Origin of the sequence: Hyalangium versicolor, from assembly GCF_020103695.1 — a bacterium.
Lineage (GTDB): Bacteria > Myxococcota > Myxococcia > Myxococcales > Myxococcaceae > Hyalangium > Hyalangium versicolor.
The window spans coordinates 42,212-67,879 of record NZ_JAHXBF010000002.1; the positions used below are offsets into that span (position 1 = coordinate 42,212).

General features: G+C 66.2%; 25 protein-coding genes. 9 read left to right on the forward strand and 16 right to left on the reverse strand.

The features are described 5' to 3' along the window. Positions 1-141: 141 nt before the first annotated feature. The 4 genes from KY501_RS03685 to KY501_RS03700 form a co-directional block, all read right to left on the reverse strand. Positions 142-1,761, reverse strand: coding sequence for an NADP-dependent glyceraldehyde-3-phosphate dehydrogenase (locus KY501_RS03685; protein ID WP_224361112.1), 1,620 nt, complete (start codon positions 1,759-1,761; stop codon positions 142-144). A gap of 109 nt (positions 1,762-1,870) precedes the next feature. Continuing rightward, the gene (locus KY501_RS03690; RefSeq protein WP_224361692.1) at positions 1,871-2,923 is read right to left on the reverse strand and encodes an ABC transporter ATP-binding protein; all 1,053 of its coding nucleotides are present in this window, start codon (positions 2,921-2,923) and stop codon (positions 1,871-1,873) included. Then, positions 2,923-4,596 (reverse strand): ABC transporter permease, encoded by a 1,674-nt coding sequence (locus KY501_RS03695; RefSeq protein ID WP_224361113.1) that lies wholly within the window; start codon positions 4,594-4,596, stop codon positions 2,923-2,925. Before KY501_RS03695 ends, KY501_RS03690 begins: the two co-directional genes overlap by 1 nt. Then, positions 4,593-5,642, reverse strand: coding sequence for an ABC transporter substrate-binding protein (locus tag KY501_RS03700; protein WP_224361114.1), 1,050 nt, complete (start codon positions 5,640-5,642; stop codon positions 4,593-4,595). The genes KY501_RS03695 and KY501_RS03700 overlap by 4 nt, the downstream gene beginning before the upstream one ends. Positions 5,643-5,798: 156 nt before the next feature. Here KY501_RS03700 and mug point away from each other — a divergent pair, with 156 nt between their 5' ends. Then, positions 5,799-6,299 carry a G/U mismatch-specific DNA glycosylase gene (gene mug, locus KY501_RS03705; RefSeq protein WP_224361694.1) on the forward strand — a complete coding sequence of 167 codons (501 nt, stop codon included), beginning with the start codon at positions 5,799-5,801 and terminating at the stop codon, positions 6,297-6,299. Positions 6,300-6,309: 10 nt separating this feature from the next. Here the strand turns inward: mug and KY501_RS03710 are convergent, their stop codons facing one another. The 3 genes from KY501_RS03710 to KY501_RS03720 form a co-directional block, all read right to left on the reverse strand. After that, positions 6,310-7,170: a class I SAM-dependent methyltransferase gene (locus tag KY501_RS03710; RefSeq protein WP_224361115.1), complete on the reverse strand. Its 861-nt coding sequence runs from the start codon at positions 7,168-7,170 to the stop codon at positions 6,310-6,312. Between the two features lie 93 nt (positions 7,171-7,263). Beyond that, positions 7,264-8,238, reverse strand: a complete 975-nt coding sequence (locus KY501_RS03715; RefSeq protein WP_224361116.1) for a hypothetical protein — start codon at positions 8,236-8,238, stop codon at positions 7,264-7,266. A gap of 12 nt (positions 8,239-8,250) precedes the next feature. Next, positions 8,251-8,790, reverse strand: coding sequence for a hypothetical protein (locus KY501_RS03720; RefSeq protein ID WP_224361117.1), 540 nt, complete (start codon positions 8,788-8,790; stop codon positions 8,251-8,253). A gap of 60 nt (positions 8,791-8,850) precedes the next feature. Between KY501_RS03720 and KY501_RS03725 the strand changes: the two genes are divergently transcribed. Both KY501_RS03725 and KY501_RS03730 read left to right on the forward strand, forming a co-directional pair. Next, positions 8,851-8,988 (forward strand): hypothetical protein, encoded by a 138-nt coding sequence (locus KY501_RS03725; RefSeq protein ID WP_224361118.1) that lies wholly within the window; start codon positions 8,851-8,853, stop codon positions 8,986-8,988. 51 nt (positions 8,989-9,039) lie between these two features. Beyond that, positions 9,040-9,186, forward strand: coding sequence for a hypothetical protein (locus KY501_RS03730; RefSeq protein WP_224361119.1), 147 nt, complete (start codon positions 9,040-9,042; stop codon positions 9,184-9,186). Positions 9,187-9,635: 449 nt separating this feature from the next. Here the strand turns inward: KY501_RS03730 and KY501_RS03735 are convergent, their stop codons facing one another. Beyond that, on the reverse strand, positions 9,636-10,745 hold the full coding sequence (locus KY501_RS03735; protein WP_224361120.1) for a hypothetical protein: 1,110 nt from the start codon (positions 10,743-10,745) through the stop codon (positions 9,636-9,638). A gap of 493 nt (positions 10,746-11,238) precedes the next feature. Between KY501_RS03735 and KY501_RS52990 the strand changes: the two genes are divergently transcribed. The 3 genes from KY501_RS52990 to KY501_RS03745 all read left to right on the forward strand — a co-directional run bounded on the left by KY501_RS52990 (position 11,239) and on the right by KY501_RS03745 (position 14,926). After that, positions 11,239-11,370, forward strand: coding sequence for a hypothetical protein (locus KY501_RS52990; RefSeq protein WP_255635838.1), 132 nt, complete (start codon positions 11,239-11,241; stop codon positions 11,368-11,370). Positions 11,371-11,694: 324 nt separating this feature from the next. Further along, complete coding sequence (locus KY501_RS03740; RefSeq protein WP_224361121.1) at positions 11,695-13,782, forward strand: serine/threonine-protein kinase; 2,088 nt, start codon at positions 11,695-11,697, stop codon at positions 13,780-13,782. Between the two features lie 187 nt (positions 13,783-13,969). Next, positions 13,970-14,926: a DUF2381 family protein gene (locus tag KY501_RS03745; protein WP_224361122.1), complete on the forward strand. Its 957-nt coding sequence runs from the start codon at positions 13,970-13,972 to the stop codon at positions 14,924-14,926. Positions 14,927-14,962: 36 nt separating this feature from the next. Here KY501_RS03745 and KY501_RS03750 read toward each other — a convergent pair whose 3' ends face one another. The 7 genes from KY501_RS03750 to speD all read right to left on the reverse strand — a co-directional run bounded on the left by KY501_RS03750 (position 14,963) and on the right by speD (position 21,165). Next, a complete protein-coding gene (locus tag KY501_RS03750) occupies positions 14,963-15,247 on the reverse strand; it encodes a hypothetical protein (protein WP_224361123.1) in 285 nt (94 codons plus the stop codon). 127 nt (positions 15,248-15,374) lie between these two features. Then, a complete protein-coding gene (locus tag KY501_RS03755) occupies positions 15,375-17,009 on the reverse strand; it encodes an FAD-dependent oxidoreductase (RefSeq protein ID WP_224361124.1) in 1,635 nt (544 codons plus the stop codon). Continuing rightward, complete coding sequence (locus KY501_RS03760) at positions 17,000-18,496, reverse strand: polyamine aminopropyltransferase (protein WP_224361125.1); 1,497 nt, start codon at positions 18,494-18,496, stop codon at positions 17,000-17,002. The genes KY501_RS03755 and KY501_RS03760 overlap by 10 nt, the downstream gene beginning before the upstream one ends. Positions 18,497-18,523: 27 nt before the next feature. After that, positions 18,524-18,754 (reverse strand): DUF350 domain-containing protein, encoded by a 231-nt coding sequence (locus tag KY501_RS03765; RefSeq protein ID WP_224361126.1) that lies wholly within the window; start codon positions 18,752-18,754, stop codon positions 18,524-18,526. Continuing rightward, positions 18,754-18,918, reverse strand: coding sequence for a hypothetical protein (locus tag KY501_RS03770; RefSeq protein ID WP_224361127.1), 165 nt, complete (start codon positions 18,916-18,918; stop codon positions 18,754-18,756). Before KY501_RS03770 ends, KY501_RS03765 begins: the two co-directional genes overlap by 1 nt. Before the next feature lie 19 nt (positions 18,919-18,937). Then, positions 18,938-20,842 carry a DUF4178 domain-containing protein gene (locus tag KY501_RS03775; RefSeq protein WP_224361128.1) on the reverse strand — a complete coding sequence of 635 codons (1,905 nt, stop codon included), beginning with the start codon at positions 20,840-20,842 and terminating at the stop codon, positions 18,938-18,940. Further along, on the reverse strand, positions 20,839-21,165 hold the full coding sequence (speD, locus tag KY501_RS03780) for an S-adenosylmethionine decarboxylase (protein ID WP_309242945.1): 327 nt from the start codon (positions 21,163-21,165) through the stop codon (positions 20,839-20,841). The genes KY501_RS03775 and speD overlap by 4 nt, the downstream gene beginning before the upstream one ends. Positions 21,166-21,302: 137 nt before the next feature. Here speD and KY501_RS03785 point away from each other — a divergent pair, with 137 nt between their 5' ends. The 3 genes from KY501_RS03785 (at position 21,303) to KY501_RS03795 (ending at position 25,089) form a co-directional block, all read left to right on the forward strand. After that, complete coding sequence (locus KY501_RS03785; protein WP_224361129.1) at positions 21,303-22,295, forward strand: PGAP1-like alpha/beta domain-containing protein; 993 nt, start codon at positions 21,303-21,305, stop codon at positions 22,293-22,295. Between the two features lie 152 nt (positions 22,296-22,447). Beyond that, complete coding sequence (locus KY501_RS03790) at positions 22,448-23,404, forward strand: hypothetical protein (RefSeq protein ID WP_224361130.1); 957 nt, start codon at positions 22,448-22,450, stop codon at positions 23,402-23,404. A 155-nt stretch (positions 23,405-23,559) separates the two neighbouring features. Further along, positions 23,560-25,089, forward strand: a complete 1,530-nt coding sequence (locus KY501_RS03795; RefSeq protein ID WP_224361131.1) for a pyridoxal phosphate-dependent decarboxylase family protein — start codon at positions 23,560-23,562, stop codon at positions 25,087-25,089. A 235-nt stretch (positions 25,090-25,324) separates the two neighbouring features. Here KY501_RS03795 and KY501_RS03800 read toward each other — a convergent pair whose 3' ends face one another. Next, entirely contained in the window at positions 25,325-25,660 is a 336-nt protein-coding gene (locus tag KY501_RS03800; RefSeq protein ID WP_224361132.1) for a hypothetical protein, read from the reverse strand. Positions 25,661-25,668: the final 8 nt, after the last annotated feature.

The following is a 25,668-nucleotide window of genomic DNA, read 5'->3' on the forward strand; positions in this document are numbered from 1 at the left end:
CGCAGTCCAGACTCCGAGCGGCGGGCTCAGCGCCACGAAGGGGTAGGTGTAGAACGGAGAGCGGCGCGATGTGCCTGCCGGGCCATCCGGCAATGAGCTACGACCCCGGCTACCGGGACTGAGTGTGAGTCGGCGGACCCCTCAGAAGATGTAGTCCGTCGAGAGGAACGCCGACTCGCGCTGGGTGAGGATGTTGTGGACGATGGCCTTGTTCTCAGCCGTCGTCTTCGTGGCGACGAGCGTGCGGATGGAGAACACGCGCAGCGCATCCCCGACCGAGAGCGTGCCCTCCGCCGAGTCCTTGCGCCCATTGAAGGGGAAGGTATCGGGCCCGCGCTGGCACTGGGTGTTGAGGTTGATGCGGCCGACCTGGTTGGCGGAGGCATCGATGAGGCGGCCAATGCGCTCCGAGTCCTTGCCGAAGATGCTCAGCTGCTGGCCGAACTGCGAGTTCACCACGTAGCGGATGGCCTCCTCATCCTCCTCGAAGGGGAGGATGGGGATGACGGGGCCGAACTGCTCCTCGTGGTAGAGGCGCATCGACTCGTTCACCGGCGAGACGATGGCCGGATAGAAGAAGGAGCCGAGGATCTCCCCGCCGTGCGGGTTGAGCACCTGGGCGCCCTTCTGGACGGCATCATCCACGAGCGCCTTGAGGAACGCGGGCTTGCCCGGCTCGGGGAGCGGAGTGAGTGACACACCCGCTTCCCAGGGCATGCCGGGCTTGAGCTTGCCGACGGCGGCGGTGAACTTCTCGACGAAGGGCTGGAGGATCTTCTTGTGCACCAGGAGGATCTTCAACGCGGTGCACCGCTGGCCGTTGAAGGACAGGGTGCCGGTGACGCACTCGTTCACGGCGTTGTCGAGGTCCGCGTCCTCCAGGAGGATGGCGGGGTTCTTCGCATCCAGGCCGAGCACCGCCTTCAGGCGGTGGGGCTTGGGGTGCATCTTCTTCAGCTCACTGGCGCCCTGGTTGGTGCCGATGAAGGCGAAGACATCCACCTTGCCACTCTCCATGAGGGCGCCCACCGTCTCGCGGCCGCGGCCGTAGATGATGTTGATGACGCCGGGAGGGAAGCTGTCGCGGAAGGCCTCGAGCAGCGGGCGGATGAGCAGCACTCCGAACTTGGCCGGCTTGAAGACGACGGTGTTCCCCATGAGCAGCGCGGGGAAGAGCGTGGAGAACGTCTCGTTGAGCGGGTAGTTGTAGGGACCCATGCACAGGGCCACGCCGAGCGGCACGCGCCGAACCTGGCCCATGATGCCCTGCTCCTGGACGAAGCGGATGGAGTTGCGATCCAGCTCCTTGAGGGCGGAGAGCGTCTCGACGATGTAATCGCGGGTGCGATCGAACTCCTTCTCGGCGTCCTTCTGCGTCTTGCCGATCTCCCACATGAGGAGGTTCACGACGGCCTGACGCTGCTCCTGCATGCGGGAGATGAAACGCTCCACGTGCTCGATGCGCTCGGCGACGCGCATGGTGGGCCAAGCGCCGCGGCCGAGATCATACGCGCGCACCGCCGCATCGAGCGCAGCCAGGGACTCCTTGGAGGTGAGCAACGGGGTGCTGCCGATGACCTTCTGCTCGAAGCCCTTGTCCGTCTTCACGCAGACGGGGCTGCGCACGGGGGCCAGATCGCCCTGCCAGGTGAGGAGTTTGCCGTCGATGAGGTACTCGCGCTGCTCGGTGAACTCGGGGATGCGAGCGGGGGCCGGCGGATCGATCGCGGCGGAGAAGAGGTTTTCGAGGAGGTTCGACATGAGGTTCCCTGAAGAGGGCGCGCGGAGCGCCCGAGGACAGATGTGCCACCACGTGTGTGCAACGCAGCCGGGGATTTAACCCGCACTGGCAGAAACTGCATGCGTTCGTTCACCCACTTGGGGCTGCAACAGGAGCGGGAAACAGCTTCGCCTTCCGGATGCGGACCTGGAGCAATTGGCCCGCTCGGGCCTCGATGGGGGGACCGATGACGCGCAAGAGCGTGTCGCCCACGGGGAAACGGTACTCCGCCGCGTGCCCGAGGAAGAGCCGTGCGGAGAGCGGCAGCGATGCTCCCTCGGTGCCAATCTCCACATCCTCTGGCCGAACCACCAGCGTCGCGGGACCGGTGCTGGCGCTCAGGTCCTCGGGCAGCGGGAAACGGATGTCGCGCCCGTCGCAGTGGAACATTCCAGAGCGAGCCTCACCGGTGAACACGTTGGCGCCGCCCACAAAGGCCGCGACGAACGGAGTCGAGGGCTCGCGGTACAAGCGCTCCGGAGTGTCCACCTGCTCGATGACGCCGCGGTTCATCACCGCGATGCGGTCCGAGAGCGCGAGTGCCTCCGCCTGATCGTGCGTGACGAAGACCATGGTCGTGCCCAGGCGGGCCCTGAGGGCGGCGATCTCCGCGCGCAGCTCCTCACGGAGCGCGGCGTCGAGGTTCGACAGTGGCTCATCGAGCAGGAGCACGCGCGGGCTGGATACGAGCGCCCGGGCGAGCGAGACGCGCTGGAGCTGCCCACCGGAGAGCTCATGAGGCATCCGCGAGGCGAACGACTCGAGCCTCACCCAGCGCAGGGCCTCTCGCACGCGCTCGGAGACCTCTGCCTTCGGGAGGCGGCGGAGCGAGAGCGGATAGGCCACGTTCGCCTCCACCGAGCGGTGTGGCCACACGGCATAGCTCTGGAACACCATGCCCAGTCCGCGCCGCTCCGGAGGGACGAGGACATCGGGCCCCGCCACGGTCTCACCCCCAATGCGGATGACACCTGAGTCCGGGTGCTCCAGGCCCGCGAGCATCCGCAGCGTCGTCGTCTTGCCACAGCCGGAGGGCCCCAGGAGCGAGACGAGTTCTCCCTCGCGTACCTCCAGGGAGAGACCGCGAACCACCGGCGTGGCGCCGAACGACTTGAACAGGCCTTCGAGCGCGATGGCGACCATCACCGCACCTCCAGGGCTCGCCGCCGTGCGAGCGAGAGGAGTGCCTGTCCGAGCAGGACCAGCAAGACGAAAGCGCAGGCGAGCACGGCGGCGGCGGCAGGGTCCGCATAGCTCTGGAGTTCGAACAGGAGCGTGCCCAGCACCTGGGAGCCCGCCGGGACGAGGAGAACGGACATGGTGATCTCCGTGGCACAGGCAAGGAAGGCCAGGACGAACGCGGCGAAGAGCGCGGGGCGCAGCAGCGGCAGGGGCGCATCGATGAAGGCCCGAAGCGGACCTGCGCCACTGACGCGAGCCGCCTCCGCGAGCGAGGGATCGATCTGGGCGAGCGCCTCCGAGCTGTTCCGGGTGCCCAGCGCGAGGTACTTGGCCGCATAGGAAATGAGGAGCATCCAGGGCGTGTGAGCGAGTGCCAGGACGAAGGCGATCCGGTTGAAGAGGATGAACCGCAGGTCGCGAGAGAAGGCGATGAGGAGCGCGATGGCAAGCACCGTACCGGGAACGGCGTAGGGCCATACGGCGAGCGCCTCGATGCCTGCTCCGAGGCGGCGGAAGTGGCGCTGAAGGACGGCGCTGGCGAGTCCCAAGACACAGACGAGCAGCCCCGCGCCGAGCGCGAGCAGGAGGCTGCGCCCGGTGGCTTGCAGGGTCCGCGCCTGGAAGAGCACGCCCGACCAGTTCCTGAGCGTGAGGCTCTCCCACGTCAGCGTGGCTCCGAAGCTGCGCTGGAAGGAAGTGAGGGCGACCGCTCCGAGCGGGAGCAGTACGAGAACCGTGCACACGCTGCCGACAAGCAACGTCAGGGGGAGCCGGCCCCGCCCCAGTGAGAAGAGCCGCTGAGAGACACCCTTGCCTGCGCTGAGACGAACGCGCCCCGAGCGTCCCAGCGCCCAGGTGGCCCACAGCGCGAGCGGAGTGAGCACCAGGAGCGCGGTGGAGAGCACCACGGCCCGCGCGAGGCTCCCCTCCCCGCCCAGGAGGACGAGTTCGAAGACGCGAGTGGTGAGCACGCGCGTGGGAGGCGTCGCGGACACACCGAGGATGTACGGAACGCCGAACGCGGACGCCGCCATGAGGAACACCATCACCGCGCCCGAGAGCAGCGACGGCAGGGTGAGCGGGACGGTGGCGGCGAGCAGGGCACGAACGGGCGAGGCACCACACACCCGTGCAGCCTCCTCCAGCGCTGGATCGACACGCCGGAGCGCCGCGGCCCCCGCGAGCAACACGAGCGGAAGTCCCGAAAGGCCCTCGACGAACGCGATGCCCACCGGTCCATAGATGTTGAAGGTCCCCTCGCCCAGCATGCGATTCAGGTACCCGGCGCGAGGACTGGCGAGGGAGATCCACCCCATGCCCCAGATGAACGGCGGGATGGCGGAAGGGAGCGTGAAGAGCACGGCGAAGGCTCCCCGGAGCGGGAGGTCCGTGCGGAACAAGAGCAGCGACAAGGGCGCGCCGATAGCGAACGCGAACACCGCAGCTCCGAACGAGATGCCGAGCGTGTTCAAGAACGCCCCTGACTCGCCGGACAGCGCGGAGAGCGGCACGCCGCCAAGCGATCCCACGCTCCGCCAGACCAGCACGGCCACGGGACCAATGGCGAAGAACAGGAGCGGCCCCAACCAAGCCCCAAGCCCGAGCCACCGGGAGACTGGAGCGCGCGCACTCATCGCGAGAACGCCTTGCCGAAAGCTTCCTTGATGGCGCTACCGCGAGTGAGGCCCAGCTCGACGAGGGCCGGAGTCCACTGCTGGGATCGGTCCATCAGCGTATCGAGACCGAACAGGGTGCGGGGCCCTTGGAGCCGGGGATCCACCGCATGCATGTCGCCCTTCTCCACGACGATGCGCTGGCTCTCGGGAGACAGGAGCAGATCCACGACGGCCTTGGCAGCCACGGCGTTGCGCGTCGTGCTGAAGATGGCGACGGGGCCGGGGATGATGACGGCGCCATCCTCGGGCCAGACGACTTCGATGGGACTGCCGCGAGCCTTCGCGGCGAGGGCGTTCTCGAGCAACAGCACGCCGGCATCCACCTCTCCGCTCTCGACCTTCTGAAGCACGGCGGCATTTCCTCCGGCGACGATGGCGCCCTTGGCGCGGAGCTGCGAGAAGAACGCATCGCCATACTTCGCCTGGATGAACACGGCCCAGGTGAAGGCGGTGCCCGAGGTGAACGGGTCGCCGATTCCAGCGCGTCCCTTCCAGCGCTCGCCCACGAGGTCCGCGAAAGAGGCCGGCGGAGGCACGGAGTCCTGCCGGTGCACGAGGACCATGGTGGACAGGCGCATCGCGGCATAGTGCGCATCGAGCTCCAGCAGCGAGCGAGGAACCCGAAGGACATTGGGAGAGGCGTAGCGAAGGAAGGCGCCTTCACGGGCGAGCCGCTCGTACAGGAAGGGATCCGAGGTGGCGATCACATCCGCGCGGACGGCTCCAGCGGCGCGCTCGGCTTCGAGGCGGCTGGCGACCTTCTCGCTCCCAGCCTGGTACCAGTGGACCTGGACGTTGGGGAGCTTCTCCTTGAGCAGCGGGTCGAGCGCATCGAGCACGTGCTGGTACATGGAGGTGTAGACCCACACATCTCCCGAAGGCGCGCCTTCTCGGGCAGCCGAGGAGGGGCCATCCGACGGCGCGGCCGACTCGATGCGGCACGAGGCCAGGATGACGAGCGCGGACACGAAACTGGCACGCAAGAGGAGCGAGAGGCGTGACATGCGCGCCCCATTATGAGGTACGGGCACGGAATGTCACCGGCAGCGAACGAAACGGACCCGGTAGACTGTGGGCACGCCTACCCGGTAGGTTGCCTGCCGATGACGCCACCTCGAAGACCGACTCCGGAGCAACTGCGCGCCGCCGTGGGGCGAAGCATGCCGGACCTCATCGCGCCGGGGCTGCGGGTCCTCTTCTGCGGCATCAACCCGAGCCTGTACTCGGCGGTGGTGGGGTACCACTTCGCGAGGCCGGGCAATCGGTTCTGGCCCACGCTTCACGCCGCGGGCATCACGCAGCGGCTGCTGGCTCCCTCCGAGCAGGAGGAGCTGATGGGGCTCGGCTATGGAATCACCAACGTGGTGGATCGCGCCACGGCGACCGCGGACCAGCTCGCGCCAGAAGAGTTGATCAAGGGAGGGCGCCGGCTGGTCACCAAAGCCAAGCGCTACCGGCCGCGCTTCATTGCGCTGCTGGGGATCAGCGCCTACCGCGCGGCCTTCGGGCGGCCGGAGGCCGTACTGGGGCTCCAGCCGGAGACCGTGGGAGAATCCCGGCTCTGGGTCCTGCCCAATCCGAGCGGGCTCAACGCCCACTATCAACTGAAGGATCTGGCACGCCTCTTCGGTGAGCTCCGGAGCGCGGCGGAGCAGGACTGACCGAGCCTCTTCACTTCCCCGCGCCGGAGTCCCGCTTCCGGGCCAGCACGACTCGGAAGTGCGTCACGGGCTGCTGCAGGCCAGGTGGGTCCGAGAAGCGTTGTGCCCACTCTTGGATGCCGCTGTCTTCGAGTGCCTCGAAACCGGCCTCGTCGAGCAGGGCCTTCATCGTCTCGGGTGTCCGCTCACCGATCATCGGCTCGCTCCACAAGCCGAGAACGAAGTTCATCGTTCGCGAGCGCGCCCCAGGAGTGGCGTAGTTGACGATGATGCCCGAGCCAGGAGCCGCGCGAGCGGAGACACGCGCGAGGGTGCTGCGTACCGCGGCATCCGTGAGGTACATGACCACGCCCTCCCAGATGAAGAACGTGGGCTGGTCGGCGCGATGACCGGCCTGCTGGAGCGCCACGTCGAGGGAGTCCTTCTCGAAGTTGACGGTGACGAAGTGAAGGCGCTGGGGTATCGGCTTGAGAGCGCCCAGGCGTGACTTCTTGAAGTTCTGCGTAGCGGGGTGATCGACCTCGAAGACGACGGAGTCCGCGAGTTCCTGGATGCGGTAGGCCCGCCCATCCAGGCCAGCGCCGAGGATGACGACCTGGCGCACGCCGCGAGCGAGCGCCTCGCGGAGGTACGTATCGATGAGCACGGTGCGCAGCGCGAGCTGTTCGACACCAACAGCAGCGCCCGTGCGCGATGGAGCAGCGGCCTTCCGCCGCCACTCGATGAAGCGGAGGAGGGTCGACCAGGGAGCGGCGAGCAGGTGACGCGCGGTGGGATCGCGAAACCCGGGCACGGAAGAGAACCCGAGATCCGCCAGCGCGCGGAGCAACGCCACCAACGAAGCCGTCTGGCTCGGCCGCCCTTCTTTCATGTCCGCACCCTCCCCACACAGGACACCCTACCATCGAGCAACCGCAGTGGGGACAAGTCCCAGCAAAGAGGTGAGCTTCGGAAATGAGCTGGCTCAGTGTTGTGGGAGACTGCGCAGTTTCTCTGCGGCATCATCGAAGACCTTGCCGAAGGTCATGTCGTCCGGGCGATGCGCTTCGAGAAAAGGTGCGTCCTCGGGAAGTCCAACCTCTCCCAAGATGCTCGCAGCCCTCAGCGCAGGACTCGGGAAGATTGCAGCGATGAGGCTCCGAGCCACTGCTCGCAAGGCCATGCGAGTCTCGTCTGGCAATGTGGCAAGGAACCGCTCCCGATCCATGAGCAGCAGGCTGAACAGGCGATCGCAGTAGCCAGCAGCCTTGCGATCGCGACGCATGGCCTCTTCGCCCAGAGTCCCGGCTCCTGCGATGAACGCAGGCAACGTGGATATCAAGTTGCCCGGAACATCCTCCTCGAGAACCACGAGCACTTCCTCTTTGAGGTCCACAGGGACCGACGGGTCTCGAGCCCACGCATGGAGTTCTTCCGGTGACTTCTCCAGCAGCACCAGCAGTCCATGGAGGCCATGAGGAGCGGGGAGAGTCAGCCGGGCCAGGCTTCGGCGAAGGGCGGCAACGAGTTCTGGATGACGCCTTCTCCAGAGAGCAGCTGCCAGGGCATACACCTCCGAGCGCTCTGGCTTGCCAGCCGCCATCCGCTCCAGCTTCCCCAACAGGACATCTCGCGCCTTGGGATGCTCAATGCGTCCCAGCGCGTGGATGATGTCTTCCGCGACGGCCTCGCCATCGTAGTCGTCGCCCGCCTCTTCGATCGCGAGTTGCTGCTCCAGGCGCCGCGCACTGGACTCTCCGCCCAGCTCGCCCAGCCCGAATGCCGCGGCTTGCCGCGCCAATCCGAAGGAGTCCTCCAGCAGGGTCTCCAGGGCGGCACGGATCTCCTCGGGATTCGCCCCGAGCTGGAACACCAGCTCGCGCGCCCGGTCCTCGTCACCCCATTTGAATGCATCGATCAGCTCGTCCTGGACCTGAGCCACATCCGCCCCACGCGCCATCTTGCGACCTCTCTATGGGTAGGCCACGCCGGGAGGTACGTACCGTCTCAGGAGCGTGCCGTCCAACAGGTACAGCTCATGGATCGCCATCTCATCCGCTCGTTTCATGGCGTCGAAAGCATCGAGTTCCCGCTTCACGTCTCGTAGATCGGAGACATAGTTGGTGTTATGCCGCACGCCATCGGGCCGAAGAGAAGACACATCAGGCCTGCGGAAGCGAACTCCATCTGCAGGCCTTGATGTGGGAACCGCCTGACCCTTGGCGTTCAACTGTGCCTTGTTCTTCCGCAGATCGGTGTGCCCCGCCTGCTCCCTGGCAGCCAGCTCACGCTCGATGGTCTCGTTGTGCAGAGGGTTCTGCCGCGTATGCGGAGCACCATATCGAGTCGATAACTTCGGGCCGCCCCCTCCACCAGAACTCGCACCGGCCATGGTCGAGCACATGGCAAACCCTCCGCACATCCGCGATGCCGCCTCCCCCACCGCCACGCCACTGAGCACCAGGCTGCCATCGGCCACCACCTGCGCCGTGGCCGCAGCCTCCAGCGCCACCCTCCCTCCACCATGTACCGCGGGGCTCCAAGCAGAGCTCCCAGTCCCCCGGGAGGCACCGTGGGCACCGTCTTGGCCACGCCCATGCTCGCCACCATCACCAGCACCCTCAGCATGGTGCCTCCCATCGCCTTGCCGAAGTGCGCTGCGGCCGCGTCCAACTCAGCCTCTGTGCGTGCCGCCTCGGACTCCCGGTAGAGCCGCAAACATGCCAGCGCCAGGTTCACCACCTCCAGCATCCCCACCGTGATGGCGAGCGCCGCAGTCAGCGTCACGGCAAAGGCCTTGGAGAAGAGGGGCTCGGGCACGAGCCACGCCGCGAAGTACACCCCCACGGACAGGCACACGCTGGCCAGAAACACGGGCGAACTGAACAGCTCCACCGCCGCCTCGTGAACCCCGGCCCCCATGTAGCGGGGAGACAGCTTCAAGGCCTGAAAGAAGCGGCTCTGCTCCAGCGACTCCGGAAGGGGCAGTAGCAACGAGCCGAAACGCGCCAGAAACACCTCGCGCAGATTCCGTCCCCCAGCAGTTGGAGTGCCGTCGTCCAACAACCTGAGCCGTGTCGATGGAACGACTCGGATCTCAGGCCGCTCTGCCAGGAAGGCAGCGTGGAAGACGGTCAACGCCGCCTGAGCTTCCTCGACGCTCAGCCTCTGAAGTTCCAGGTTCGGCATCACTTCTGGAAAGGAGAGGCGTATTTGACGCTCCGTGATCCTGCTCACCCTCGCGGTGGCTGGCGCGCCGCCTTCGATAGCGCCTCCTGAAGTCGCACTTCTCGAGAGGGAATGGCCTTGCCCCAGAGCTGCGCTCCCGCGATGAGCAAGGAGCGCAGCCCGGTCAGGCTAGAGACCGACGGGATACCACTCCGTATACGCGTAGTGCCAGAGGTGACGGCCCACCGAGGCACCCTCCGCGGACAGCGTGAACGAGGCCATATCGTAATGCTCCGCCCCAAACACGAAGTCGTACTTCAGGACGCCGAGAGCGCCGGGGAGCTCCACCGGGATACTGAAAGCCCCGCTGGCATCCGACACGCCCGTAGCGAACGTCTGCTTCCGGTAAGTGCTCGGCGTGTAGACGGCGAGGTTCACGGGAGTGTTCGGCAACACACGGCCATACCGGTCCTTCAAGGTACCCTTGAACGTGGCAGTCGTCTGGATGCGCCAGGAGGGGCCATACGCAGGATTGTAGTTGATGTAATCCTCCACTCCGGTGTGGTTGAGCACCTTGATATCCGTCAAAGCGCCCGCGGCCACGGCCACACGGACGGTATAGGGCTCCGCGGGAGTGACCGTGTCGAGCGAGAGGACGCGCACGTACCAGGTCCCCGGCGACAGCGTGAAGGCGGCCTGGGTGTTCTTGTTGACGGTGGCGAGCGACGTGCCATGGATGTTGGTGGCAAACAGGTGGAGCTGGTAGGTCCCCGTCGCCGCCGTGTTCAGCGAGAACACGAAAGTGTTCTCCTGAGTGACGGTGAGGGCGGTCCAGTCCTCGTCGAAGGCATTGTCCAACGTACGGGACGCCGAGATTCCATCGGTGGCACTCCGGGCCTGCCAGGGGTTGTCATTGGGCTCATCCACATCAGGGAGGGACGAGTACAAGACGGCCAACGTGTAAGGATTGACGGGGTCCGCGCCCTGATAGGCATGGACCGCAATGAAGTAGATCTCCCCCGTGGCCGCGGGGGTGCTGACCTGCTCATAGTGCGTGGGCGCATAGAACGAGTAGGCCTGCAGCGCGAGCGTGCCGTCCGCCGGGTTGTACTTGTAGAGGTACAAATCGTAATCCAGGCTGGCGTTGTTCACCGTCTGGAGGAACGCCGTGACCTTGCCGTTGGCCGGAACATAGACATAGTACCAGGCCTGCTCATCCTGGACCGCAAGGGTGGCGCTCACCTGGGTGTTCAGGTCGAGGTACTGCGCGGTTTGCGGCGAATTGTTCGCCCCGAACAAGGCTACGTTCCCGGCAGCCCGGCTTCTCAGTTGCCCGAGGTCTACCCGGCCAGCAACCCCTGGCACGCTCTGGGATTTCGCGGTGGCAGTTTCCGGGACGCCCGATGCCAGTTCCTTGGCACGCTGAAGCGACATATCCACTCGCTCAGGAGTGGCGGCACTCGCAGCGAGCGGAGCCCACAGCACGAGGGGAAGTACAATCAAGGCACTCTTCAAGGCAGCCAATCTCAATGCAAACTCCTCTCAAAGATGAGGCGCCAGGGTATAGAGGAGCCCAATCGGGAATTTCAAGAAAGGAATCAGTACCGACATGCCACATGATTGTGGCGAGGCCTATGTGCCCTTGAAGCATTGCACTCCCCATCAATAATTCCACTACGCAAGGCTTCAGCAGCGCGGCCTGCGTGGGCAGGTGCCATTCAGACGAGTGCAACCGCTACCCACCCGCGTGGAAAGCCTGACGCGAAGGCTGGAAGCGGAAGAAGGAGAGGCGGTGGTCCGCATCATCTGCTCGGCCAGACCTGACGCTCTCCAGGAGAAGGACGCCGTTCTCATCTTTCCTTGGGATGTGCCGGAAATCATCAGCCGCGACGCCAGGCTGGTCGCGCAGATCTCTGGCGACTGACGGGCCCCGGTTCCGACGCCCCAGGTTGGACAACTGCCGCGCGGAGTGGTGGCAGAGTGCCACTACCAACCAGTTGGGAGTGGGCCTCGGCTCCCAGATGGCTACTACCAACCAGTTGGGAGTGGACCTCAGCCTCCCGCCACCCCGGCAGAAGAACATGCTCAGTGTTCACGTGGGGTTGGCCTGGCGGAAAGGGAGGAGTGCGTCCAAGCCGACAGGCAGAGGCAATGAAAGGTAGGACATGGAAGGAGCTGGGGACATGGACTCCCCACCTGGGTTTCCAGGCTGTGGTAGCTTGCCTGACACACCCAGGAGGTAGGGTACATGAGCCAGGAAGTGGCACTGCCAGCAGCCCCCAAGCGCCGGGGACGACGCCACGCTTCCATCTCACAGGTGGGCCCCGGCACGGACGTCGGTTCCTACGCGGTGCAAGCCCCTCTGGGGGCTGGCGGCTTCGGCACGGTGTTCCGCGCCCAGCGGGGCGGGCAGGCCTACGCACTGAAGCTGTTGGAGCTGGCGGAGGTGGGGCCCTCGGCCATTCGCGAGGTGCTGGCACTCTCGCTCCTGAACCATCCCAACGTGGTGGGCCTGCACGGCTTCTGGCAGTGGCCGGACGAGCACCCACGCTACCTGGTGGTGGTGATGGAGTACGTGCCGGGGCGGCAGCTGGACGTGTGGACGGCGATGGAGAACCCCTCGGCGCTGCGGATGCTGAAGCTGCTGCTGGGAGCGGCACGAGCCCTGAAGGCCGTGCACGCGGCCGGGCTGGTGCACTGCGACGTGAAGGAGGCCAACCTCATTGTTCGCGAGCCCGAGCAGGAGTTGGTGCTGGTGGATTTCGGGGTGAGCGGCCAGCAGCGGAGCTCCCCAGACGCTGCTGGCGGCTGGCCCCGAGGCACCGCCGACTACCGCAGCCCCGAAGCGTGGCGCTTCTGGCACTCCGACGCCCAGGCACGGGCCCCACGCTACCAGCACACGGAGGCGGATGATCTGTATGCGCTGGGGGTGGTGCTCTACTGGCTGTTGACGGATGTGCGGCCCTTCATCACGAGCATCTCCGGGGGAGTGAAGGCCGTCATGGAGCGCATGCCGGAGCCACCGCGCGAGCGCAATCCCCGCGTGCCCGAGGAGCTGAGCCAGTTGTGCCTGAGCCTGTTGGACAAACGGCCCGAGGCCCGGCCCAGAGCGGCAGCGGTGTGCCAGCAAGTCGAGGAGTGGCTCACCCGGAGGGGCGAAGCGTGGGAACAGTCGCTGTGCCAGGCCTTCAGCGAGCACAACCTCACCACGGAAGCGCACGGCCCCATCGACGAAGTCGGGCAATGGTTGAAGCGGACACGTGAGCAGGAGCGAAGGCCGCGCCGGGGTCTGCGCCCACCGCGACCCGAGGTACCCATTTCGTCGCCTGTGCCGCAAGCCGCCTCCGAGGCCGCCCTGCCGCCCTTACCTGCGGCCCCCCCGTCGGCCGAGAGGGTCGCGTCGCCTGAACCTGCCGCCGGTCCACCCGAGAGACCACCGGATGCGGAGCCTGTGCTCCCCGGCGCGAGCGGGCACGAGCGTACAGCCCTCGCAGAACCCGGAGTTGCTCAGCCCTCCCATGTCGAAGCCCGTGCTGCGCCCGCCCCCGTGCCCCCTGCGGATCCGGCTCAGCGCAGGCTCCTGCCACGCCTGCGCAGACATGGGGTGGTGGGGTTGAGTCTGCTGGCCGTGGCAGCCCTGCTCTCCCTCCTGCTGCCGCAGCCCTGGGTGAACTGGCCCTTCGCGAGCAACGACGGACGCGGCGGGTTGGAGCCCGTGGCCCCTACCCGGCGAGACGGTTGGAAAGTGGCGCCTCTGCTGAATCCCCCTGAAGCTGAGCGCGCGGATCCTGACGCCCCCGAGGTGACCAGCGCCGCGCCCGTGGCTCCTGGCGCCACGGCTCAAGAGCACGAGGCTTCCGTGAACCGTGAGCAGAAGAAACAGCCCAAGCGCTTGGACGCCACGAAGAAGGCGGCCGCCATGGTCGGCGTGTGCACCGCCCTGTCTTGCTCCGGACCCGGCACTGAGCTCCGCCCACCTCCCGTGACGGCCGAGCCGTGCCCGCCCGGCTCCCTGGAGGCCATGGAGCAGTTGGGCATTCGCATCGGCACGATCGCGAATGGGATCCTGGCCGGGCACATTCGGGGAGAACCCCTTCAGCAGGTGAAAGAGGGGCAGACCACCATGCGCCTGAACGAAAACCTTGGGCAGCTCGAGGATCAGACAGTGCTGTCAGGGCGGATCATCCTCTCGGAGAAATTCGCCTGGGGGCACTTCGTCCAGGCCACCTGGGAGGGCAGAACCTACCCCGTCTGTCTCGAGTGGAAGCACCCCCTCAACGACGCCGGACAAGTCGAGTCCTCCACGGAAGTGCAAGCGGTGCGCGCGTTCAAGTGAGGGGCGCGCGGTTCGAGCCACCTGGTATGGCTGTCATACCAGTTCGGTCCATCAGCGCCGCCAGGAGTGCCGCCACTGCCCACCGGAACGGGACTGGCGGATGAAGGGCCTGGGAGCTGGCTGAAACGTGCTAGAGGTGACGTGTCAGGACACGTAGCTGCCTGCCACCCTGGGAGGTCACCTCGCCGTGCTCGTCTCCAGCACTGTTGCCCTCGTGCGCATCCTGCTCGCCACGACGCCCTTCGCAGGGATGCCCCCCTCACCGCCCGAGTGCGAGGCCTCGCCTCGGCCCATGGAGTTGCACGCGGAGAGCGATAAACCACCGCCCGTCGTGTGCATCAGCCCAGACGCAGCTACCACCCTGCTCTTCGACACGCCGCTGACACCCGGTGCAGTGGAGGTACAGGCGACGGAGCAGGAGCTACAGATGGGGCAAGGGCGGCAATTGGTGACCCTGATTCCCTCGGCTCGGTTGCTGCCTGGAGAGTGGCGCAAGATGACGGTGCGTTTCGACGATGGGGCGGCACCGGCCATCGCCACCCTCCTGTTGTACGTGCACCCGGCACGGGCGGCACGTCAGGTGGAGGTTCAGCGCAAGGCACGCACGGTGGAGTCCTACCAACGTGAGGCCACGGAGTGGAAGGAACAGGCCAGGCGCTACCAGGAAGAGAATGCCCGGTTGCAAGCAGCCCAGGGGCAGACAGCGGGGCTGCGGGGCCTGGTGAGCCAAGGGCTCATCGGTGAGGCCAAGGGGGGCGTTGCCTCCGAGAACATCCAATGGCCCAACCGTCTCTACACCGTACACAAAGGCAACGCGCTGGCGCCGATGAAGGCGTGGAGCTACCGCTCCTACAATCGCGTAGCGGTGGAACTGCAACTGGAACTGCTGCTGGATGGGCAGCCCTGGGTGGCCGAGGGCGCTACGCTGGTGGATGCACACGGGCGCGAGATGCCAGTTCTGCCGCTCTGGCAGGCCGCACCTGTGACGTCGAAGAAGTACTCAAGCGTGGTAGTGGAAGCCGAGGCGCCGCCAGGAACGCTCCAGGGTCCCTACACCCTGAAGCTGTGGGAAGCTGGGGGGAAGCGCAGTGTCATCCTGGAAAACATCGTCTTCCCCTCGCTTCCCTCTCTTACAGAGCAGTAGGTGAGCACCCACCCGACGCCCGAGCCAACCGAGGGCTCAAGGACAGGGGCAGTAATAGTACTCGGTGTAGCTGCTGGTCTGGCACCCGCTCTGAACCACGTTTCCGTTACAGTAGTAATATGCCAGGCCGCACTCCACTCCGTTGGAGTAGAAATACTGGGCGTAGTAGACCGACTTGTTGTTGCACGCCATGGCGGTCACCTCATCCGGAGACTCGGACGGGGCGGCAGGGAGCGTGGCGTCGTCCGGAGCGTCTTCCATCGCGCCACCGCACCCCGCGACCAGCCCTGCGAACATCAACGCTCCAATGATTCCTCGCATGCATCCTCCTCAAGTTAACGCCCGATGAGAGACGTGCTGAGTATAGCGCGGACTCCGGGCTGGGAGAGATTCCATGATTTCCGAACTTACATCCCCTTGAGGCTCCGCGCGGGTACGTAATGTCTGATTACAACCAACTCGTCACGGAGTGACCTAGTTCCTTCAGCACCCGCTCCGCCGCCTTCACTCCAAACCAGTTGGCCTCCTCGAAGAGCGCCATGCCTCCCAGGTCCGTGTGCGCGAAGTGCAGCGTGTGCCCAAGGCTCTCCTGGGCCGCGAAGCGCGCCGAACCCCAGAGGAATCCCGGTGAGGGCCGGATCATCGCGTGCCCCCACCGCATCACCTCCAGCCGCAGCGACTGCTCCGTGATGCCGGGATGCGCCAGCATCAGGTCCGCCATCACCAATCCCTCCCACTCCCCGTACCCCGCCGAGAGCACCTTCTCGCGCTCGGCCTTCACGTCCTTGCCCACCATCGGCAGGTACCACGTGAGCACCGTCGGCCCGCCCTCGTACTGACGCAGCGCCTGATGCGTCGCCACCACGTAGCCCAGGCTCTTGCTCTCGTAGAAGACGTTGTCCCAGGCCAGTGGGAATCCTCGGGACTTCGGCGGACTCGACAGCGTGAGATTCGCCACCACCCAGGGGCCATACTCGAACGCGCCCATCCACTCGGGCCGCTGCTGCCGCCAAGGCGCCACCACGTGCCCCGCCACGAAGGTCGGCCCCGCGAACACCACCTGCCGCGCCTGGAACGCTCGCGGTTTCCCCGTCCCCGCGTCCAACGCCTCCACACGGCAACCGTCCGCTCCCGGCTCCACCGTGTGCACCAACACGTTCCGCTCCACCCGCCCCGGTGGCAGCGAGGACAGCAATTGCCGGATCAGCCTCCCATTCCCCTCAGGCCAGCTCAGGAAGCCCTCACTGCGCTCGCCCTTCCCCACCTGCCTCGCCGCGAAGTACCAGATGCCTGCCCATGCCGAGACTCCCTCGGCTGTCGTGCCGTAGTCATCCCGGCACGCGTAATCCACCATCCACTTCAGGCGCGGCGAGCGGAACCCCTCCGCCTCCATCCACTGCGCCATGCTCAGCTTGTCCAGCGCCGTCCACTCCGCGTCATCGCTCGACAGCGCCGTGGGTACCGTGAACGCCTTGCGCCCCTTCGCATCCTTCGCCGCAGCGAACGCGTTCATCCTCGCGTCGAAGCGCTCTGCCTCCGCCAGGTCCGCCGCGCTCGCGCCCGCCCGCAGGTACAGCCCCTCGTACCACTCGCCCTGGTAGAAGAGCCGCTCGTCCGGCTCGCGGATGAGCAATTCCTCCGCGAACGTCGGAAAGCCCTCCGCATCCACTCCCGTGACAGCGCCCATCTCCCGCATCAGCCGCAGCACCGCGCCCTGCTCCCCCAACGGCGCGGGCAGGTAGTGCGCTCCCCACGGATACGCAGACACCGAGTTCTTCCCCGAGCGCGCCGTGCCTCCAGGTGCGTCATCCAGCTCCACCACCCGCACGTCCTTCAGCCCCGCCCCCATCAGCCGCCACGCCGCGGACAGCCCCGCCGCCCCCGCACCGATGATGAGCACCTCCACCGGCTCAGCCGTCTCCGCGCGCGGCAGAGGCCCGCTCCGCAGCCGGTGCCCCACGTCCACCGCCCGGTCCACGATGGCTCCCGGCACCGGCTCCCGAGGCCGCGAACGCCGGCACGCGCTCGCCGCCACCGCCGAGCCCAGGAACGCGGCGATCAGCTCCCGCCGCGTCAGTTCCACCGCCGCCACTCCTCCTCGTAGTAGTGCACCAGCACCTGGTTGTTGAGCCGGTTCACCTCCGCCGGCAGCGGCCCCATGTCCGGAGAGAACTGCGTGAGCCCCTCCAACGTAGGCTCATCCAGGAAGGACAGCCCCTCCGGCAGTGGACGGCGGCGAGGCGCGGCCTCGTGCGCCACCAGCACGTACCCCCACTCGCCGAAGGAGGGCACCAGCGCGTGGTACGGCATCGTCCAGAACCCCGACGCCTTCAGCGTGGTGTCCACGCACCAGAACGAGCGCCTCGCGAACAGCGGGCTCGTGCTCTGGATCACCGCCACCGCGTCCTTCGCCATCCGCTTCTTGAGCAGCTTGTAGAAGCCCGTGGTGTACAGCTTCCCCAGTGCGAAGTTGTTCGGATCCGGGAAGTCCACAATCACGACATCGAACAGCGCGTCCCCTTCCTCCAGGAACTTCATCGCGTCCGTGTTGATCACCCGCATCTTCGGATTCGTCAGCGAGTGGTGGTTCAGCGCAGCCAGCTCTTCGTACTTCGTCGCCAGCCCGGTAATGGCCGGATCCAGATCCACCAGCGTGACGGACTGCACCTCCGGGTAGCGCAGCACCTCACGAGCCGCCAACCCGTCCCCTCCACCCAGAATCAGCACCCGCCCCACCGAGCCCGCCCGTCCCATGGCCGGATGCACCAGCGACTCGTGGTACCGGTACTCGTCCACGCTGGCGAACTGAAGGTTCCCATTCAAGAACAGCGAGAAGCCCCGCTTGCCCCGAGTCAGCACGATCCGCTGGTACGGCGAGCTACTGGCGCTCACGACATCATCCGCGAAGAGCTGCTCCTCGGAGAACGTCGTCAGCCGCTCGCCCAGCACCAACCCCACCACCAGGAACAGCGACAGCGCCACCGCCTTCACCCGCAGCCGCATCGGATGCGCCAGCACGGGGGCCAGCAGCCACGTGCTCCACAGCCCGACCAGCGCGTTGAGCAGCCCGAAGAACAGCGAGGTGCGCACCAGCCCCAGCTTCGGCACGAAGAACAGCGGGAAGCACACGCTGGCCACCAGCGCGCCCAGATAATCGAACGTCAGCACCTGGCTGACCAGATCCTTGAACTTCACCTGGTCCTGGAGGATCCGCAGCAGCAGGGGAATCTCCAACCCCACCAGCGTGCCAATGGCCAGCACGCTGCCGTACAGCACCACCTGGAACACACTGGTCAGCGCGAACGTGAGGAACAGGATGGGCGCGCACAGCCCGCCTATCAGCGCCACGCCGAGCTCCACCTCGACGAAGCGCTGCGGCAGCCCCTTGTCCAGGAAGCGGGACAGGTAGCTGCCAATGCCCATGGCGAACAGGTAGCCGCCAATGACGGTGGAGAACTGCGTAATCGAGTCCCCCAGCAGATAGCTGGCGAGCGCCCCCACGATGAGCTCGTAGATGAGCCCACACGTGGCGATGACGAGGACGGTGACGAACAGCAGCGTCTTGTTCAAGTCTTCACTTCACTCCACGGCGGGCCGTCATCCACCCGAGATGGCCGCGGCGATGATGATGGCCAACCCGATGATGAAGGAGCCGATGACGATGCCCAGCGCCGTGTTCTGGTCCGTCTCGATCTCCTTGTGCACGTCATACGGGAGGATGAAGCGGATGACGTAGAACCCCGCGACGAACACCGCCAGTCCGATGAGCGAGTAGATGACGCTCGCCACCAGGCCCTGCCAGCTCACCACTACCCCCAGCAGCAGCATCACTTGCCTCCCTGGAATCCGCTGGTCCACAGCAGGACGCCACCACCCGGTCCGCGACGCACGTCATCGGGCACCTTGCCCCGCTCTTCCTTCGTGAAGGGTTCCCACCCCGAGAAGGTCATGGCCGCGTAGGCCAGCACCACGAGCCCGCCGAAGAATTTCATCTCCTGCCTCCCCTCCTCATCATTTGCCCAGGTTGCTCTCGTTCCACCGCGTGGACTCGAAGCCCGAAGACCGCGTGAAGGACAACAGCGGGCCCACCAGCAGCAGCACCAGCGCGCAGAAGAACCACGAGCCCCGAGGCTCATCGCTGGTGAGCGCCACCCGGTACGAGCGCCCCGCCACCTGCTGCAGCCCGCCTCCCGCGGCGAAGGCCGCCGTGGTCCGCAGCACGTAGGTGCCCGGATCCACCGCCGACAGGTACTCCGTCTGGTTTCGCTCCCCCTCCGACCACACGCCCTCGTCGTCCCTCCCGGAGTAGGAGCTGAGCTCCCCGTAAAAGCTCGTCACCTCGCCCGTGTCCTGGTTGACCAGGTCTCCCTGCACTCCCAGCCAGTCGTTGCTCAGGTACTGGGCGGACATGTCCGCGCGCACATTGCCGCGCTTGTGGATCTCGAACGGCTCGCTGAAGTGCATGGCGCTCGGCTGGCCGGACACCGCCTCGGGTTCCAGCTTCACCGTCGTGTCCAGCACCAGCTCGTTGGCGGCGCGGGCGTTGAAGAACACGCTCAGCACCACCAGGACCACGGCCCAGATGCCGGCCCACTTCCACGCGGAGGCGGAGGTGTGCGGATTGGGCTGGCTGGGCGCGACACCCTGGGGCGGCGGCAGGGGCTCCTTCAACTGGAAGGCCTGCTGGATGGCCGCCGGCAGCAGGTACTCGCCGTGGGTGAACGTCACCTCGTTGGACGTGGAGTCCTCGTTCACCGAGTACGGCGGCGCCACGTACTCCACCGCCTGCGCCATCTCCCCCGCACGCACCTCCCAGTAGAACTCGCCGAGCACCGCCTCCGTGACGGTGGACACGGACTGGAAGGCCTTGTAGCGGCGGCCCTCGTAGTGGGCGGCCACCTGCGGCACCAGCGACACGTCTCCGGCGTCGATGGGCTTGAGGAACACCCAGTGCCCGTTGGACTGCATCAGCCAGGTGAAGCCGCGCCCCTTGTGGAAGAGCAGGTACTCCTCCCACGGGTAGCGCGTGCCCTCCACCGTGCACGAGCGCACCATGAAGCCGATGCAGATCCACTCCACCCCGTCCAGTTGGCCCTTGGCGCCCAGGGGGATGAGCGGCGGGTACTCCGGCTTCTCGAGCAGTTGGAGGAAGGCCAGCTTGCCCTGGCTCGCGTCCAGCAGCGCGCCGCAGTACGGGCACGCCACGCGCCGGGTCTGATCCGGGGCGCGCAGTTCCAGCGCGCCGTTGCACTGGGGGCACCGCGCCTGCTGCAGGGACACCTTGCGCACCCGGGGACGCATCTGGTCCAGCGGGATGCCCAGTTGCTCCAGCTTGAGCCGCTGCCCCAGGAACACCTCGGGGTCCTGCGTGCGAGTGCCGAAGTCCAGCGTGACGAACGCGCCCTTGGGGCCCGTGGCGTCCACGTAGTAGCTGTCCTGCTCGGGATCCACGTCGCTGGGGAGCTGGCCCGCGGCGGACACCACGCGCCCGTGGCCTCGCTCCTCCACGACGTAGGGGCGGTTGCGCAGCCGCAGGCGCTGGCCCGGGTACGCATCGTCCAGCTTGAGGCCCTGCTCCAGGCCGGCCTCGAACGTGAGGTGGAAGGCGCCCTCGGACTCGCTGAGCCAACCGGTGCGGCCGTCATCGAATTCGACGTACCACTCGTCCCACGGGCCCGCGCCATGGTCCTTCTGGAGGTGGCCCACCAGCTTGTAGCCCACGCGCTCGTGGCGGCCCTCCATGCCCAGCCGCAGCGGAGAGTCCGTGTCGACGATGGCGCCGATCTTCCCGTGCGCCTCCAGGTTGAGGCCCTTCTTGGCCACCACCGTCTGGCAGTAGCTGCAGACGACCACCAGGGCCGAGCCCGCGGTGAACTCGACTGGAGCTCCGCACGAGGGGCATTGCCCTTGCGTCACGCCTTCACCCCCCGTGCGAGTTCCCTGACTTCAGAATCCCGAGCCCCCAGGTGCCGGGCCACGAGCGCCTGGAAGTCCGGGCGTGGGCGGGTGCGGCAGCAGTAGACGTTGAGGGCGGCGAAGCCGTGCTCGGGGAAGGTGTGAATGGCCAGGTGGCTCTCGGCCAGGAGCGTCAGGCCGGTGATGCCACCGGGCTCGGGGAAGACGTGCCACTGGGGCTGACCGACCACCTTCAGCTCGAGGAGGACAATGAGCTCCTCGAAGAGAGCGGCCAGCGCGGTCCGATCCCTGAGGCGCTCGGGCGAGCAGCCGCTCGCATCCACCAGCCATTCCTGTCCTGTGGTCAGTGTGGAGCCCTCCCCAGACGGAGACTTTCTAGCACGAGCCCGGCCCTGCGGGGCGAGGGCTTGGGAGGGGGGGTTGGCGAATGTGGGGACGGGCCCGGTACGCTGCGGGTGTCATGTCCCAGCCGGAGCGTCCGACCGACCCGTCCCTGCCGCCTCGCGAGCCCTCCTCGGCTCCGAGGCCGACTCCTGGAGCCATTGCCCGGCTGGTGCGCGCCATCCGAGGCCTGCCTCCGGCGGAGCGGTTGAGGGGCCCGGGCTGCACTGGCATGGCGGGCTGGTTCCGAGCCGAGATGGCTCCGACGCGGGAGGCGACGCCGCGCTTCCAGGAGCTCTACACCCGGGTCCGCCGTGGCGAACCGGTGCTGCCGTCCGAGGCGCGGAGCCACCTGTACCTGGTGGTGAAGGGGCTGCTGGGGGACGAGATGTTCAGCTACATGGAGGACAACCAGCGTCGGCTGGAGCGCCGGGGGCTGGAGACGCTCGAGGTGCAGGTCGACACGGAGGGCACGCTCGCGGACAACGTGGAGGTGGTGCACCGGGCGCTGGAGGACGCGATCTTCTTCAAGCGCTCGGTGGTGCTGATGGGGCACAGCAAGGGCGGCGTGGAGAGCTTGGCGGCGCTGGCCCTGTACCCGGAGCTGCGCCGACACGTGCGGGCGGTGGTGGCGATGCAGGCGCCGTATGGCGGCTCGCCCATCGCGCATGATCTGACGGACACGCCGGATCTGCGGCGCGTGCTGAGCATCGCGTTCCCGCTGCTGTTCTACGGGGTGTCCCACGCGGTGGAGGACCTGCGCTATCCGGTGCGAATGGAGTTCGTGCGGCGCCATCCGTACGCAGGGGAGGTGCCGACGGTGTCACTGGCCACGTCGCGCTACTCGCGGCGCTCACTGCTGTGGCCGACGGCCCGCTACATCTTCGAGCGCTACGGGCTGCTCAGCGATGGACTGGTGGCGCAGGTGGACGCGGAGATTCCAGGCTCGCGGGTGGTACGGCTGAGCGACATGGACCACGCGGAGCCGACACTCACGGGGCTGCCGGGCTTCGCCAACCACTACCCAGGAGACGTCACCGAGGCCCTGGTGGCACTGGCCCTGGAGTCCTGAGTGGTACGCAAGGAGCGCAGCATGCATTACTCACCCCGGTAGAGAGCCCAATCAGTTGCGGAACAACCCTGGAGATATTGTCGGCTGATGCTCAAAGCAGAAGGCGCGTGACTTTGGGTGCTGGTGCTTAAGTCGGAGGCTCTTGTATCAGCATGTTCTCCTTGGAGGTGCGCGTGCTGAATGCTCCCCTTCGTGCAATCATCAACTTCGCGACATGGCCGAGAGCTGTAGCCTTGTTCGTTGTCTGGTCGTTGCCGGCCATAGCACTGGAATCCTCTTCAGAGGAAATCATCCTGGAGTCGGCCGAGCGCTGCGAGGCTCGGCTCAAGGCTCACCTTGACCTAGCTGACTCTGCTCGTACGAAAGCTAATGTCCTCCTTGTTGCCGGCACAGCCCTTGCCGCGCTTGGCAGTGCGCTGGCCGCCTTTCTGAAGAAGGAGGCACTTCGCAAAACCACAGGGGTGGCTGGAGCCCTTGGCGCACTGCTCGCAATCCTCCCGAAGACACTCGCCGATCCGGCGATATTCACCGCACTCCACGCAAAGGCCGAGCGCCATCGAGACATCGCCGTGAAGGTTCATCGGCAATTGGGCTTGGTCAATCCCGCCAAGAGATCGGTACTCACGCAGTACGTGATCGCACGTTTGGCAGACTGCGAGAGCGGGGATCCACCAGAAAAGCCACCGGAACTTGCATTGGCTGACAATGGAGTGCTGTTGGCGATCGCGACCGTAGATCAGCCAAAGCTTGTTTTCGGTGGGAGGCTGGATCTCCCAGAGGAGGACTGGTCGGACGACCTGCCTTTCGATGATGGACAGATCGAACCAGCGCCAGTGGCCGTGGCCACACGTCCACGACGCGAGGACGCTATAGACGAGCGATTGCTCATCAATTGGGAAGGAACGGTGCGTACCTACAAGCAGGCAGTACGCGATCAAGATTGGAGTCGTGCGGTCGGCGCGTTGAGAAATATGTCCGAGTACCTTGGATTAGACGACATAGCTTCTGTTGAGAGTAGGAAACAGCATTGGCTTGAGTTGAGGCAACTCGCCAAGCTCATTCCGAGACGCGACCTGCTTCCCGCCAACCTGCGCCCGATGGACCAGTAGGCTTCATAACGCCTAGCTTGACGCTCTTCAGTCCCAAAGACCATTGCCAGAGTGAACAAACGCTTCCTAGCTAGATTGAGCCCAGCGCAAGATCCGGGTGGTGATGGGCCGCCCAGATGAACGAGAGTCCCGCGCTATCAGCCCCCGGAGGCCGCATGGCGCGCGACAAGGACGAGGCGACGGGCACCAACCCCCAGGAGTTCACCCTGGACCCCAGGGACTGGGAGGCCTTCCGGGCGCTCGGCCACCGGATGCTGGACGACATGGTCGATCACCTCTCGACCCTCCGCCAGCAGCCCGCCTGGAAACAGATCCCCGAGCGCACCCGGCATGAGCTCGTGAACGAACCCCTGCCGCGCCTTCCTCAGGGTGAAGAGAGAGCCTACGAGGACTTCCGCCGCAACGTCCTCCCCTACCCCAACGGCAACCTCCATCCGCGCTTCTTCGGCTGGGTCCAGGGCAACGGCATCCCGCTTGCCATGCTGGCCGACATGCTCGCCTCCGGGATGAACCCGCACCTCGCCGGCTTCAACCAGGCCCCTGCCCTCGTCGAGCAGAAGGTCATCTCCTGGCTCGCCACGCTCATGGGCTTCCCCGAGAACGCCAGCGGTGTCCTCGAGTCGGGCGGCACCATGGCCAATGTCCTCGGGCTCGCCGTGGCCCGCCACGCGAAGTCCGGCGTGGACATGCGCAAGCAGGGCCTGCAGGGCGGTGGTCCCCACCTCACCGTGTACTGCTCCACCGAGACGCATGGGTGGGCGCAGAAGGCCGTGGAGTTGCTTGGCCTCGGCACCGACTGGCTGCGGCGCATCCCCGTGGACAGGGAATTCCGGATGGATGTCTCGGCGCTCAAAGAAGCAGTGACAGCGGACCGGGCCGCGGGACACCGTCCCCTCTGCGTCATCGGATCCGCGGGCACCGTGAACACGGGCTCCGTCGATGACCTGCAGGCGCTCGCGGACTTCTGCCAGGCGCAGGAGCTGTGGTTCCATGTGGATGGAGCATTCGGCGCTCTCGCCCGGCTGTCGCCGAAGCTCGCTCCGCTCGTCTTGGGACTCGAGCGCGCGGACTCGGTGGCCTTCGATCTGCACAAATGGATGTATCTCCCCTTCGAGATCGCCTGTCTGCTCGTCCGTCACCCGGAGGCTCACACCGGGACGTTCGCCATCTCGCCGAGCTACCTCGCCAAGCAGACCCGAGGCGTCAGCGCGGGAGGCGTCCCCTTCTCGGATCGCGGCGTGGACCTGACCCGCGCCTTCAAGGCCCTCAAGGCCTGGATGTGCCTCAAGGCGTACGGCGTGGAACTCTTCGCGAGGCTCATCGAGCAGAACTTCGAGCAGACGCGCTACCTCGTACGGAAGATCGAGGACCATCCGAACCTGGAGCTCCTGGCGCCCGCGCCACTCAACGTGGCGTGCTTCCGGTACCGGGCGGAGGGGCTCTCGGCGGAGAAGCTCGACTCGCTCAACACGGAGATCCTCCTCCGGGTCCAGGAGCGAGGCCTCGCCGTCCCCTCCTCCACCGTCGTGAACGGGGTCTTCGCTATCCGCGCATGCAACGTGAACCACCGGGCGACGCGACAAGACGTGGATGAGCTCGTCCAGGCTGTGATCGACATGGGCGAGACCGTGCTTCGCGAGGAGTCCGCGCCTCCGTTCGACGACACGATGGGGTGGATCATCTAAGCGAGCTCCTGCCCAGATAGGCTCAGAATCCCCCTTGCCGCCCGCTCACCGTCATCTTGGCCACCTGCTCATGAGCCAACGGCCAGGGAACAATGGCACAATCCCTCAAGTGAGCCAGCGGGCATTGAGGCAAGAGACAGGATCAAAGCGTATACGCCCGCCGGGCTTGCAGGGGTGCTGCTCGCATGCGCCGGCCCCTCTGCGGCCTGGAAGGGAGAGATCGAGTGGATCGGCATCACGAATCCCTGGCGCCGCGCTCTAGCTTCAGAGCACGCTGACGAAGGTCGGCGACCTTGTCATCCCAGTCTGGCCCGAAGCATTCCAGATCCGCAGCCGCCTTACGCAAGAGCGTAGGGTTATCGGGATCCTGAAGGCACGCCAGTCGAAACGCCAGATTCCTGAGCCAGACAGGAAGCGCAGTGAAGTCGCGCGCAGACATCTCATCGAGAAACTCACTGATGTCATGGGATGAACTGAATGTGAGGACCTCGACGAGCTGATGCTCGGCCTCGCTTCTCTCAGGACCTGATGTGTCAGGTATTCTCAGGAACAGCTCTGAAAGACTCACCATAAACCCAA

Coding starts and splice junctions, on each gene's coding strand:
- KY501_RS03685 (WP_224361112.1), bottom strand. CDS start 1,761: ATGTCGAACCTCCTCGAAAACCTCTTCTCCGCCGCGATCGATCCGCCG.
- KY501_RS03690 (WP_224361692.1), bottom strand. CDS start 2,923: ATGGTCGCCATCGCGCTCGAAGGCCTGTTCAAGTCGTTCGGCGCCACG.
- KY501_RS03695 (WP_224361113.1), bottom strand. CDS start 4,596: ATGAGTGCGCGCGCTCCAGTCTCCCGGTGGCTCGGGCTTGGGGCTTGG.
- KY501_RS03700 (WP_224361114.1), bottom strand. CDS start 5,642: ATGTCACGCCTCTCGCTCCTCTTGCGTGCCAGTTTCGTGTCCGCGCTC.
- mug (WP_224361694.1), top strand. CDS start 5,799: ATGCCGGACCTCATCGCGCCGGGGCTGCGGGTCCTCTTCTGCGGCATC.
- KY501_RS03710 (WP_224361115.1), bottom strand. CDS start 7,170: ATGAAAGAAGGGCGGCCGAGCCAGACGGCTTCGTTGGTGGCGTTGCTC.
- KY501_RS03715 (WP_224361116.1), bottom strand. CDS start 8,238: ATGGCGCGTGGGGCGGATGTGGCTCAGGTCCAGGACGAGCTGATCGAT.
- KY501_RS03730 (WP_224361119.1), top strand. CDS start 9,040: ATGGCGAGCGCCGCAGTCAGCGTCACGGCAAAGGCCTTGGAGAAGAGG.
- KY501_RS03740 (WP_224361121.1), top strand. CDS start 11,695: ATGAGCCAGGAAGTGGCACTGCCAGCAGCCCCCAAGCGCCGGGGACGA.
- KY501_RS03750 (WP_224361123.1), bottom strand. CDS start 15,247: ATGCGAGGAATCATTGGAGCGTTGATGTTCGCAGGGCTGGTCGCGGGG.
- KY501_RS03765 (WP_224361126.1), bottom strand. CDS start 18,754: ATGCTGCTGCTGGGGGTAGTGGTGAGCTGGCAGGGCCTGGTGGCGAGC.
- KY501_RS03770 (WP_224361127.1), bottom strand. CDS start 18,918: ATGAAATTCTTCGGCGGGCTCGTGGTGCTGGCCTACGCGGCCATGACC.
- KY501_RS03785 (WP_224361129.1), top strand. CDS start 21,303: ATGTCCCAGCCGGAGCGTCCGACCGACCCGTCCCTGCCGCCTCGCGAG.
- KY501_RS03790 (WP_224361130.1), top strand. CDS start 22,448: ATGTTCTCCTTGGAGGTGCGCGTGCTGAATGCTCCCCTTCGTGCAATC.
- KY501_RS03795 (WP_224361131.1), top strand. CDS start 23,560: ATGGCGCGCGACAAGGACGAGGCGACGGGCACCAACCCCCAGGAGTTC.
- KY501_RS03800 (WP_224361132.1), bottom strand. CDS start 25,660: ATGGTGAGTCTTTCAGAGCTGTTCCTGAGAATACCTGACACATCAGGT.